8 protein-coding genes are annotated in these 12869 nt (G+C 61.1%); 2 read left to right on the top strand and 6 right to left on the bottom strand.

What is annotated here, in order from left to right:
* Positions 1–85 precede the first annotated feature (85 nt).
* Complete coding sequence (locus ACMX25_RS20560) at positions 86–1387, top strand: ATP-binding protein (RefSeq protein ID WP_414951972.1); 1302 nt, start codon at positions 86–88, stop codon at positions 1385–1387.
* Here ACMX25_RS20560 and ACMX25_RS20555 read toward each other — a convergent pair.
* The gene (locus ACMX25_RS20555) at positions 1374–3653 is read right to left on the bottom strand and encodes a hybrid sensor histidine kinase/response regulator (RefSeq protein WP_414951909.1); all 2280 of its coding nucleotides are present in this window, start codon (positions 3651–3653) and stop codon (positions 1374–1376) included. The two genes, ACMX25_RS20560 and ACMX25_RS20555, sit on opposite strands and share 14 nt — an antisense overlap.
* Before the next feature lie 597 nt (positions 3654–4250).
* Here ACMX25_RS20555 and egtD point away from each other — a divergent pair.
* A complete protein-coding gene (egtD, locus tag ACMX25_RS20550; RefSeq protein WP_414951908.1) occupies positions 4251–5231 on the top strand; it encodes an L-histidine N(alpha)-methyltransferase in 981 nt (326 codons plus the stop codon).
* Positions 5232–6398: 1167 nt separating this feature from the next.
* On the opposite strand, the gene ACMX25_RS20545 is transcribed toward egtD, so the two are convergent.
* The 5 genes from ACMX25_RS20545 to ACMX25_RS20525 form a co-directional block, all read right to left on the bottom strand.
* Positions 6399–6695: an acylphosphatase gene (locus ACMX25_RS20545; RefSeq protein WP_414951907.1), complete on the bottom strand. Its 297-nt coding sequence runs from the start codon at positions 6693–6695 to the stop codon at positions 6399–6401.
* Between the two features lie 172 nt (positions 6696–6867).
* Positions 6868–8049, bottom strand: coding sequence for a hybrid sensor histidine kinase/response regulator (locus ACMX25_RS20540; protein WP_414951906.1), 1182 nt, complete (start codon positions 8047–8049; stop codon positions 6868–6870).
* A 32-nt stretch (positions 8050–8081) separates the two neighbouring features.
* The gene (locus ACMX25_RS20535) at positions 8082–8690 is read right to left on the bottom strand and encodes a chemotaxis protein CheB (RefSeq protein WP_414951905.1); all 609 of its coding nucleotides are present in this window, start codon (positions 8688–8690) and stop codon (positions 8082–8084) included.
* Positions 8691–8692: 2 nt separating this feature from the next.
* The gene (locus ACMX25_RS20530; protein WP_414951904.1) at positions 8693–9535 is read right to left on the bottom strand and encodes a CheR family methyltransferase; all 843 of its coding nucleotides are present in this window, start codon (positions 9533–9535) and stop codon (positions 8693–8695) included.
* Positions 9536–9547: 12 nt separating this feature from the next.
* On the bottom strand, positions 9548–12730 hold the full coding sequence (locus tag ACMX25_RS20525; RefSeq protein WP_414951971.1) for a hybrid sensor histidine kinase/response regulator: 3183 nt from the start codon (positions 12728–12730) through the stop codon (positions 9548–9550).
* Positions 12731–12869: the final 139 nt, after the last annotated feature.

The following is a 12869-nucleotide window of genomic DNA, read 5'->3' as shown; positions in this document are numbered from 1 at the left end:
GGATCACGATTCGCGCAGCAACCCACGCGTCTGGAATAGCGGCCGGTCAGGTCGCGGCAATCCGTTCAACACGCTGTTCGGGCGCATGGCGCTTATTTCGCTGGTCGTGCTGTTTGCCGTGCAGGCTTGCTGGTTCGCGGTGATCACCGTGCAGCGGCCGCATCACGATGCCGAAGGTTATGCGCGCGGCTTGATGCTGGTACTTGCCGCAGCCAATGACGACGCGCGCGAGGGCGTGCGGCTCGCGCCCGCGTTGAGCGTGCAATTGGTGTTGTCATCGAACCTGCCGGAAGGCATCACGTTGCGCGAGCCTGACAACGGTCCCGTCGTGCATTTGCTGCGTGAATTAAGGAACGTGTTGCCGCCGGGCACCCGGCTCGCCGTCGATGGTCCCAAGCACGCGCAGCGTCTCTGGGTCCGTTATCCGAACAGTCCGAACTGGATTGTGACGCCGGTCGACCTGCCGCCTGCACCGCCCATCATGATTGAATCGGTGGGAATGTTGCTGGCCGCCGTGATCCTTTCACTGGTCGCGGCGTGGCAATTGCAGCGGCCGTTGTCGCGCGTGGCGCAAGGCGCGCGTCAGTTCGGCGCGGGCGAGCGGCCGGTCCCGGTTGACGAGCGCGGACCGCGTGAGCTGCGCGACCTGATCCGCGCGTTCAACCAGATGATGCGGCGAATCAACGACGCCGACGACGAGAAAGCCGTGATGCTGGCCGGCATCGCGCACGACCTGAAAGCGCCGCTCACGCGCCTGAAATTGCGGGCGAGTGTGCTGGTCCAGGACGACGCTGAGCGCGCGCATTTCATTGGCGATATCGACTCGTTGACGCGCATCGTGCAGCAGTTCCTGGAGTTCGCGGCCAACGTGCCGACGAGCGGGCCGGCGATCAACGTCGACGATTTTCTTGCAGAGCAGTTTGCGCAGGACGAAGCAGGAGACACCCCGCTGTTCCGCCTCGACCTGGCCGCGGGTAATGCGTTCCAGTTGCCGCGTACCTTGCTGGATCGACTGGTGACCAATCTGGTCGACAACGCGCTGGAACACGGCGCTCCGCCCGTCGATATCACCACGGGCAAGCGCAACGGCGAGTGGTTCATCACGGTCCGCGACTACGGCAATGGCATTCCGCCCGAGCGTCTGGACGATGCCCGCAAGCCGTTTGTCCGCCTGGACCCGGCGCGAGCGGGCGATGGTCATTGCGGGCTGGGACTCGCCATCGTAGGACGCCTCGCGCAGGAACTCGGCGGCCGCTGCGATATCGGCAACGCGTCAGACGGCGGCCTCATCGTGCGGATTGTCATTCCAATGGCCGAACCCATCCGTGCGGGTTGCGGCCCGGCTTTGCAGACTGCCCGCGTGCCCGAAGCCGTCATGGCTTCCTGAACACCGCCTGTTCGAGTTCATCGAAGTTGAATGGCTTCGGCAGCAAGGTCGCGCCGCTTAACTCGTCGCCAAGCTCGGCCGCAAGACTCGTCCCGTAACCCGACGCCAGCACCACACGCACGCGCGGCTGCACGCGCTTCATCGCGCGCGCCAGGTCGAGGCCCGACATGCCGGGCATGCGGACGTCGGTGAGCAGGACATCGAACAATTGCTGCGCGATCACGTCGAGTGCGGCCTGCGCGCTGTCCACCGACACCACGTTGGCGTCGAGCAATTCCAGGAGCTCGCGCGTTGCTTCGCGAGTGTTGGCGTCGTCCTCTACGATCAGCACGCGCAGCGGTTGAGACTCGGGCTGCACGTCGGGCGCGTCCGGCATATCGGGCGCTTCATACACCCGCGTGCGGAACATCCAGCGCACCTTGCGCGCCAGCGCATCGCGCCGATACGGCTTGCTGATCAGCGCCACGCCCGGATCGAGCCGGCCGCCATGCACGATCGCGTTTTCGGTATATCCCGATGTAAACAACACTTCGAGCGCCGGTAGCATTTCCTTCGCGCGCCGGGCCAGTTCGACGCTGCGCATGGGTCCCGGCATCACGACGTCGCTGAACAGCAAATCGACGTGCACGCCGCTCTCCAGCACACTCAGCGCGCTCTGGGCATCCACGGCTTTCAGCACCTGGTAACCCAGCTGGGTCAGCATGTCCACGGCGGTCGCGCGAACGTTCGGATCGTCCTCGACCACCAGGATTGTTTCCGTGCCGCCCGTCACCGGATCGTTCGCGGCTTCCACGCGCACGGCCTCATCTTCCATCGATCGCGGCAGATACAGCTTGACCGTCGTACCGTGGCCCGGCTCGCTATAGAGCTTGATGTGGCCGCCGGTTTGTTTCATGAAGCCGTACGCCATGCTCAAGCCCAGGCCAGTGCCGCGGCCTTCAGGCTTGGTCGTATAGAACGGCTCGAAGACGCGCGCAAGGGTTTCCGGCGTCATGCCGCAACCCGTATCGGAGACGGCAACCATCACGTACTGGCCGCTCGCCAGGTCCTCGTGATAGCGCGTGTATTCGTCATCGAGCATCGCGTTGCCCGCTTCGATGGTCAGGCGCCCCGCGCCGTCCATCGCATCGCGGGCGTTGATCGCCAGATTCACGATCACGTTCTGCAAATGATTCGGGTCGGCAAGCGTGTTCCAAAGGCCGCCCGACACCACCGTTTCCAGTTCGATGGTTTCGCCGAGCACGCGGCGCAGCATGTCGTCGGAACTGCGCAGCAAACGCGAAATATCGAGCGCCACGGGTTCAAGCGGTTGCCGGCGCGCGAATGCCAGTAATTGCGATGCGAGCTTCGCGCCGCGCTCGACCGCTTCATGCGCGCTGGTGAGGCGCCGCGTCAGGGCTTCGTTGCCATTCGATTCCTGCACGGCGAGTTGCAGGTTTCCGCCAATCACCTGCAGCACATTGTTGAAATCGTGGGCTACGCCGCCGGTCAGCTTGCCGACGGCTTCCATTTTCTGCGATTGCGCCAGCGCAGCAGCCGTTTCGCGCTGTTCCGCTTCGATCGCCCCTAATGCCCTGGACGCCTCTTCAATGCGTTCCTCCAATGTCTCCCGATGCTTTTCCAATGCTTCGCTCAAGCGCTTTTGCTCTTGCAGCGCGGCGTCGAGTGAACGCACGCCGAGCACGCGCTCGGTGATATCGCGGGAGATGGAGACAAACCACTCCACTCCGCCGGGTCCGGTCACCGGCGACACCGAGATGTCCCAGTATTTCGGCGTACCTTTCGCTGTCGGGCAAGGCGCTTCGAAACGCGAATGCCGGCCTTGCCGGGCGCCGTCCATTGCTCCGATCAGCAGATGCCGCGATTCCTCCGGCCACAGAGATGCCCACGACTTGCCCTTGAGCGGCGCGAAGTCATCGATTTCCATCAGGCAGATGCCGTTGGCGTTCATGAATTCGAGGGTTCCGTCGAGCCGCAGGATCTTGATGCAGTCCGTGCTGCCGTTCAGCACACTCAGGAAAAACCCGCCGGAATCGAGCGAAAGGGGCGGCGTGTTGTCGGGCTGGTGATCCGTTGCTGGCGCGCTTTCCGGCTCAGAACCGGGCTCGGAAGCGGGCTCGGGCGCGGCCGGAATGGCGCCATGAAAACCGAACGGCTTGTCGGCGGGCATCAAGGGGTCTGGCTGCTGGACCGGCGCCGGGACGCTGTACGCACCCGTGTCGTCGAGACGTGCGATCACGGGATCGGGACTAGCGGAGTCGGTCATGAATCGGGCACTGGAGAGAGAACGGCGAGGGCAGCGCGAGGCGATTTTCTAGCGATGCGCTGCAACGTGATCGGGAATAGAAAGCAAGCACCGCGCCAGTGCAGGGAAACAAGGCCACATAGGACTGCGGGCATAGCTGAGGCTTATGCAGCACTTGCTTCATGCAACCACTGCCCCATGGCGTTCACACGACGCGTGTAAAAAGCAACCCGGCGACGGGTAGTTATTGCGTGGTTATCGCGTATTTATTGCGAAAATGACCTTTTCCCGGATGGCTTGAGCGTGATCGCGAAGACACCGGTACAGTCGATCACCACGCGAAATTTGCTGTCCGGACAGGGCATGAATTGATGGGGTTCGGGACGCACAGACATCACGACTATCGTGACAATGCGCGACCTTGAATCATGAAATGGCGGCGCCGTGCGCGCTTCTTGCTCACCCGGATACTTCGCTCCCCGGTTGCGCGGCGCCTGTCACGGCCGTCACGCCGGATCGCCGATCGACCATTTTCGTCAGGTCTTTTTCGACGCGCGTAATTCTCCGTCATGGATAACCCGCCGGGCGCACTGCGCCACGGCAACATGGAGACGCCTCATGCCTCAAGCCACGACGCAGGCCGTTCAGTCGCCGCGCTTTTCCTCCCCGTTTGCCGCAGCCGTACACGACGGCCTCACGCACGCGCCGCAAAAAGAATTGCCATCGATGTATTTGTATGACGAAGTCGGCTCCGCCTTGTTCGAAGTCATCACCGCGTTGCCGGAATACGGCGTAACGCGTGCAGAAGAGCGCGTATTGAATGCGCATGCCGCCGATATCGTGGCCGCGTTGCCGCGCAATGTGACTGTTGCCGAGCTCGGCAGCGGCAGCGGCCGTAAGACGCGGCGAATCCTGGAGGCGCTGTGCAAGAAGCGGCCGACCGAATACTGTCCGATCGAAATTTCGCCAACTGCATTGCAATTGTGCCGGCGGGAGTTGGGCGATATTGAACGGATTTCGATTGTGGGCTACGAGCGCGATTATCTGGCGGGGCTGGCGGAAGTCAGTGCCAACCGGAAGGACGGAGAAGTGTTGCTCGTCCTGTTTCTCGGCAGCACGATTGGAAATTTTGCGCGGCTGGCGGCTACGCGATTTTTAAAATCGATTCGCGGCATGCTCAAACCGGGCGATTCGTTGCTGCTCGGAATGGATTTGCTCAAGCCGCTGGAAGTGCTGATTCCGGCGTACGACGATCCGATTGGCGTGACGGCCGCGTTTAACCTCAATTTGCTTGCACGGATCAACCGCGAACTGGACGCGGACATTCCGCTGGACGCGTTCGAGCACGTGGCGCGCTTCAATCCCGACGCTCGCAGTGTGGAAATGCACTTGCGTGCGAAGCGCCCGGTGAAGGCAACGATTCGCGCGGCGGAATTGACCGTGGAATTCCTTCAGGGCGAGACGATCTGGACAGAGAGCAGCCATAAATATCTCGCCGGGGAGGTCGGGCCGTTAGCCGCGGATGCAGGGTTCGAATTTACGAGGCAGTGGCTGGACGACGAATGGGGATTTGCCGAGAGTTTGCTGGTGGCAAAGTAACGAGATTCGTTATCTCGCAATGGATGTGCGGCCGGAATTGAAGGCAGCGCATTGAGGCTTGTTTGAAGCCTTGATGCGCTGCCGTTTTTGATTCTGGCAACTGCCACGACGCCACACGATGGATGGCGCAAGCCGCGCGTAGGACTGGCCGGCGACGCGAAGAAATGTCAAAAATCGAGTCGCGTGAAATTCTTCAGATCAATGCTCAGCATGCCTTACTGATATGTTAATCTGATAAACCAACTTTCCCGGCTTCACCGATAAGACCGAAAACTTCGTTCACGTCTTTGAAGAACAATCAATGGACGATGAACGCCACTTCGCAAGACCAATTTTCATACCTAATCTTTACGCGTTGGTACGGTCACGTCCACTGCTACGCCAGTCCATTGTGTTGTCATCTTGGTGGCCCCGTCCAGGCATGCCAAACGCGCTATGGACAATCGAACATTCACGCGGCGGCTCTATTTTTTGCGGACTACCCAAAACGATTGCGCCCGGCCACACCTTCGAAAACAGACCGGTATATCTGCTGCTGGGCGAGCACTGGAGTCACCATCGCGGATATCCTGGAGGGACACTGGAAGGAGATCAAGCTGTCCACAAAAGCGCTCTCTCCGGGCAACGTGACAGCTGTATCAGCGTTTGTCGCACGGGTATTGACTCGTCGCGCCAAGATCCATTGTGAGTTCGCCAGCACGCGGGGAAACACAAACCCATTGTGGTCAAAGGCGGAAACGGAAGTGTAGTGTTGGAGCCCATGGTCGACCGGAGTACTCGCGAATTCTACTATTCGGTCGTAACGGCCTTTAGAGATACAAATGCAAAGGGCCCCGAGATTGGGACCCTTTGATAGCTGGAAAACGGCAGGCGGAACACCCCCTTAGCACGAAGGTAGTCGGGGACTAGCGCGACTTTTTACACTGCGCTACCACTGCCTCAGAATCCCGGATGATTCTGTGCCCAATTGAGTAGACCCGTACGTTCCGGGAAGGCCCCCCGAAGGTTCTTGCAACCAGCTTTCGTAGCCTGGCGCCGTCACACCCTGAGGTCAAGATTCGAGATTTTCCGACAGCTGGCGAAATAGTATTTTGTACTGGCTCAAAGGCGTTCAACTTAGGAAATACAGAGCCGAAACTCGTTCAGGTTCCACTCACAACAACCCCTTCAATGCTGCTCAAACCGTTCGAACCGCTTCTCGATATACCGCTCTTCGCTGACGAGATCCGTGACGCGCGCATGCGGCGGCCCTCGGCGCAGCCATTCAAGCATCAGGTCGACTTGATTCGCCGGTCCCTGGATCATGGCTTCAACCGTTCCGTCCTCCAGATTGGCCACCCAGCCGCGCACACCTAGCGCATGCGCCCGGCGCACGGTCGCATGGCGGAATCCCACTCCTTGCACCAAGCCCTTCAGGTGCACGTAATACGTTTCTATTCGAACATCCAGGTCTGGACTTGGCATGCTTGCTTCTCCCGATTAGTGCCGATTCGCCACGCCGCCAGATGAGTGCCAAAAGCACGCCCCGGCAAACGCCATCAGGCCGCATTTTAGACAAGACCGGCAAAACCGGCAGTGCGCATGGGATTATCGAGATCATCCAGCACGAAGCCGCGACCAAAGCGCCGCTACGCCTTCACCCCAAACGAAACGGCTGAGCACCTTCGGATATGTCGCTACTCCCCCGCCGCGCGACCGCTTCGCGCGGTAACGTCACTTCGAATACCGTGCCGCTCTCTGCGTCGGAGCGTACTTCCACTCGGCCTCCGTGCATCTGCGCAATCTCGCGCGTGATGTAAAGCCCCAGTCCAAGCCCGCCCGTTTCCTGCTGCGGCCGCCCCGACCGATACGGCGCGAAAATGGTCGGCAATACATCGACGGGAATCTCGCCTGCGTTTTGCACACTGATCAGGACGTCGTCGGGAGCATCGCCGTTCAGGCGCACCTGAATAGCCGACCCTTCGCGTCCGTGCGTCAACGCGTTGCCGATCAAATTCGAAAACACTTGCGACAACAGATCGCCATCGCCCTGCAGCAGCGTGTCGCCATCGCGGAAAATGAAGATGCGTCCCTTACCCACCCGCGCTTCGTATTCTTCAACGATATTCTTCGCCAGCGTCATCAACTCCACGGCCCGAGGCTGCAGCGTCACGCGCCCGCCACGCAGCCGCGCCAGATTGAGCAGCTGGTCGACCATGCGCACCATCCGCATGCCACTGCTCTTGATACGCGTGCCGATATTCGCGACGTTTTCATCCGGCACGAACCGCGCAAGATATTCCGCCGATGCAATCACCGCCGACAAAGGCGTACGCAGATCGTGGCCGAGCACCGCCATGAGCATTTCGTTGGCATCGAGGAGTTGCTGCACCGTCGCCAGTTGCGTGGCGAGCTGCTGCTTCTGCTTCTCGATCTGGATGAATACATCCACCTTCGAATTCAGGATCCGCGAGTCGTACGGCTTGTACAGGAAGTCCACCGCGCCCGCTTCGTATCCGCGAAACGTGCGCCCGGTGTCCTGCGCGGTCGCCGTCAGGAAGATGATCGGCACATGCGCCGTACGCGGACTGCCGCGCATGAGTTCGGCCAATTCGAAGCCATCCATGCCGGGCATGTTGACATCGAGAATGGCGAGCGCGACTTCGTGCTTGAGCAAAAGCTCGAGCGCCGCCGGACCCGAGCTGGCCGCGAGCACCGAAATGTCCGGCCGCGCGAGCGAAGCTTCCAGCGCAGTGATGTTGTTCTGCACATCATCGACGATCAGGACGTAAATGGGCGGCCTGAGCGGCTGCCTGGCAGGTTGCCTGATGTGTTCCATTAGCGGAGTTCCATTAGCGTGTCGGCTCCAAGTCAACCGCGTTGGCGGCGCGTGCCCGCCACCATGGCGCCCAAACGCGCGGTCATGACGTCGAGTGTAAGAATGTCGTGCACGCCGCCGCGCGCGATGGCGCCAAGCGGCATGGCGCTAGCCACCGCGGTTTGCGGTTCCTGCACCCAGCAGCGCCCGCCTGCCCGCGAGATCGCGACCAGTCCGCGCGCGCCGTCGTCGTTGGCACCGGACAACACGACGCCAAGCAGCGTATTGGCGAAACAGAGCGCCGCCGATTCAAACAACACATCCACCGACGGCCTCGAAAACCGCACGGGCGGATCGACGGAAAGGGAGATCGTGCAGTCGGGCTCGACCAGCATGTGATACCCCGGCGGCGCCACATAGATCGTGCCCCCGGCGATCTCGTTCTTGTCGTCAGGCTCGACGACCGGCAGCTTGCAACGCGCGGCAAACAGCGCGGGCAGCAAGCTGGGCGGATCACTCCTGACATGCACGACCACCAGCACGGCTGGGCGGAAATTGGCCGGCAGCGCAGGCAGGAGATGGTTCAACGCCTCGACGCCGCCGGCCGATGCCCCAATCACGACGGCATCGATTGCATCAAGGTAATCGGTCGACGGTGTCATCGTTAGACCTTTTGATACAAACGCTCGCGCGCATCGAAATCAGCAAAACTGCCTGCGTGTTTTGAGAACCGCAGGCTCTCCTTGCTGCCCAGCCCGAGAAATCCGCGCCGGACCAGTGAATCGCTGAACAGTCCCAGCGCGCGGTCCTGCAACGCTCGGTCGAAATAGATCAGCACGTTGCGGCAAGACACGAGATGCGCTTCGAGAAACACGCTGTCGGTGGCGAGACTGTGATCGGCGAACACCACGCGCGACTTGAGCGTCTGCGAAAATTTCGCGGCGCCATACGCTGCGTGGTAGTAGTCGGAGAGCGAGCGTTTGCCTCCCGCCGCCAGATAATTCTGGCTGAAACTGGCCAGCCGATCCAGCGGGTAAATGCCATTCTCGGCCTGGCGCAAGGCGTCGGCGTTGATATCGGTGGCGTACAAAACCGTACGTTCCGCAATGTTCTCTTCAGCGAACAGAATGGCGAGCGACCACAATTCCTCGCCGCTACTGCACCCTGCCACCCACACCTTGATGGATGGATACGTCTGCAGGATCGGCACGACCTGTTCGCGAATCGCGCGGAAGTACGGCGGGTCGCGGAACATCTCGCTGACCTGCACCGTCAGGTACTGGAACAAACGCGAGAACAAGGTGGCGTCCCGGAGAATGCGCTCCTGCAATTGCGACAGCGTCGAAAAGCCCAGGTCGTGCAGCGCCTGCGTCAGGCGCCGGCGCAGCGAACTCACCGAGTAGTGACGGAAGTCGTGCTGATACTTCATATAGACGGCTTCGAGCAGCAGCTTCAACTCGATGTCGAAGACCGCCTCTTCCGTGTCCTTCAGGGTTCGATGTGGCATGGCGAATCCTGGCTATCGTTGGCGTAACCAGACTCGACACAGCGACACCAGCTTGTCGACATCGATTGGCTTTGAAATATAGTCATCCGCGCCCGCTTCCAGGCACTTCTGGCGATCGCTCGCCATCGCTTTCGCGGTCAGCGCGATGATCGGCAGCCGCGCATGTTCGGGGTTCTTGCGGATCTCGGTCATGGCGGTGAGCCCGTCCATTTCCGGCATCATGATGTCCATCAAGACGAGATCGATGTCCGGATGTCGCGCAAGCGAATCGAGCGCCTCGCGGCCATTGCGCGCGATTTCAAGCTTCGCCCCCAGCGGTTCGATCACATGCGACAGCGCGAAGATATTGCGGACATCGTCTTCGGCCAGCAGGATCGTGCGGCCTTCGAACACGTCGTCGCGCTGGCGGGCCGCGCGCAACATGCGCTGCTGCTCGGGCGGCAACGCGCTCTCCACGCTGTGCAGGAACAACGTCACTTCATCCACCAGACGTTCCGGTGATTTCGCGCCCTTGATGATGATCGACTTGGAATAACGACGCAGCCGCTGCTCCTCATCCGGCGACAACACACGCCCCGTATACACGATCACCGGCGGCGACGCATGCTCCTGCACCGTCGATACCCGTTCCAGCAAGTCGTAACCCGAACCATCCGGCAAGGCCAGGTCCATCACGATGCAGTCGAAGTTCACGTGGTTCATCTGCTCGAGTGCTTCTGCAATCGTGCCGGCTTCCACGATCTCGACCGTCGCGCTTTTCAGCAGCGCGTGGATGCTCTGGCGCAACGCGGGGTCGTCCTCGACCACGAGCACGCGCCGCGTGCCTTGTGCTGAACGCGCTTCGAGCTTGCGGATCGCGCTCGCCAGCGTATCGCGTGCGCTCGGTTTGAGCGTGTAACCAATCGCGCCGAGATGCAGCGCGACATCGGCATGATCCGTCGATGAACAGATGTGAATCGGGATATGGCGCGTCAGCGGATCGTGCTTGAGCCATTCGAGCACGGTCAGGCCCGACTGGTCGGGCAAGCCGACGTCGAGCAGGATGCCGTTGGGCTGCAAAGTGCGGGCGAGTTCGACGCCTTGTGTCGCGGTGGTCGCGTGCACGAAGTCGAATTCAAGTTCATGTGCAAGGTCGTGCAGGATGTGCGCAAAACGCAAGTCGTCTTCAATGGCCAGGATCACGCGATCCGGGCGCTTGCGGTTGGCGCGGTCATCGGGAATGGGCTGCGGCGCCGGGAAGTTCGCGTTCGGCGCGCGCCAGGACGAAGGCTCGGGAGTAGGCGCAGCCGATGCCATTGACACAAGGTGCGCGGGCGCGTGGTTCTGCACGAGCGCGGCGCTTTCGTTCGCGGCAGCGGCCATGGGCAAATCCGCCGGTGCATCGTTCGCCGCGGCAGTCTCCGGCTCGCTCATATGCCCGATCACATCGAGCTTAGCCGTGACCGTGCCTTCACGAACAGCTAGCGGCAGCGTAACTGAAAACACGCTGCCCTTGCCCGGCTCGCTCGATACGCTCACTGAACCGCCCAGCAGCCGCGAGAATTCCCGCGATATCGACAGACCCAATCCGCTGCCGCCGTACTTGCGGCTGGTCGTGCCATCGGCTTGCTGGAAGGCCTGGAAAATGAGGTCTTGCTTGTCGCGCGCAATGCCGATGCCCGTATCGCGTACATCGAAGCGCAGCGCATTTTCCTCGTTGTCCGCCTTGTGCGCCGAAACGGTCACCTGACCGTGCTCGGTGAACTTGAACGCATTCGACAACAAGTTGCGCAGGACTTGCTGAAGCCGCTGGTTGTCCGTGACGAAATATTCCGGCACGCCTTCCGCGCGTTCCGTCACGAACTTCACGCGCTTCGAGTCTGCGACTGGTGCGAACGATTGCCGCAACGACTGCAACATCCCGTCGATAGCAACCGGCGCGAACTGCACGTCCATCTGCCCCGCTTCGACCTTCGACAAATCCAGGATGTCGTTGATGAGCGACAGCAAATCGCTGTTCGACGAATGAATAGTCGCGGCGTAACGCACCTGTTCGTCGGAGAGATTGCCGTGTTTGTTGTCCTGCAAAAGCTTCGCGAGGATCAGCGAGCTGTTCAGCGGCGTGCGCAACTCGTGCGACATGTTCGCCAGGAATTCCGACTTGTACTGACTCGCGCGCTCCAGCGCCAGCGCGTTCGATTCCAGTTCCTTTTGCGCGCGCACCAGTTCCGTTTTCTGCCGTTCGAGATGCTGCGTGTATTCCTCGAGATGCACGTTCGTCTGCTCGAGCTCCGCCTGCTGCGTTTCGAGCCGCGCCTGCGTTTCCATCAACGCACGGCCGCGCTCCTCGAGCTCTTCATTCGATACCCGCAACTCTTCCTGCTGAACCTGCAATTCCTCGCTCTGGCGCTGCGTTTCCTCCAGCAACTCCACCATCCGCGAACGATACTGCGCCGAACGCAGCGCCATGCCCATCGCTTCAGCGGCGTTTTCGAGCAGTTCGCGGGTATCGTCCACCGCGTTTTCATCGCCGATAAAACCGACTTCCAGCACGCCTGTCACGTCGCCATCGGCCATCATGGGCGCGACCACGCAGTGGCTCGCAGGCGCCGATGCCAGCGCCGAGCCCACCCTCAGGAAGTCCGATCCCGCGCCCTTTACCTCGATCGCCCGCTTCTCGTCGAGCACTTGCCCGAGCAATCCCTGACCCCGCTCGATACGCTGTGGCACGTCGCTTCCGGCAGGCAGCGCCCACGCTGCAATACGCTCGAGCGCATTGCCTTCACGGCTGTACAACACGGCGACATGCGCCCCGACGTACGGCACGAGCGAGCGAAGAATGCCGTCACCAACGGCAGCAGGGACGAGATCGCCGCGCATCTGCAGGCCGATCTGGACTTCGCCCTGCTTGAGCCACGCGCTGCGTTGCAGGTTCAGCCGCGTTTTGATATAGAGATGCCCCACGGCGGCGAGCACGAACATCACGATTACGCCGATCACGCGGTTGAGTTGCAACACGACCGGGCCGGTGAGCGCGTCGGCGTTCGAAAGGATATAACCCGTGAACGTCAGCACGGAGGCCAGGCCGGCCGTGATGAACGGCACGTTGGGCCGGTCGACCCACATGCAAAGCGCGACCGGCAGCATGTAGAACACCCAGATGGCCACGCGCAGCGGCGTGAGCCAGTCGACCGCAAATACGATCAGGAGCAACATCGCGATCGCGAAGTACAGCCACACGGATCGATTTCGACTGTCTATGAACATTGGCTGAAGACTTTTCTTTAAATTTCGGTGACGGTGAACCTAAGCAGCACCGGACCATAGCACGAGCCGCAAGCCCTTGTCACATATG

Origin of the sequence: Caballeronia eucalypticola, from assembly GCF_047608185.1 — a bacterium.
GTDB lineage: Bacteria > Pseudomonadota > Gammaproteobacteria > Burkholderiales > Burkholderiaceae > Caballeronia.
The sequence above is the reverse complement of the archived record's forward strand: the minus strand, read 5'-3'. Positions and strand labels throughout refer to the sequence as shown.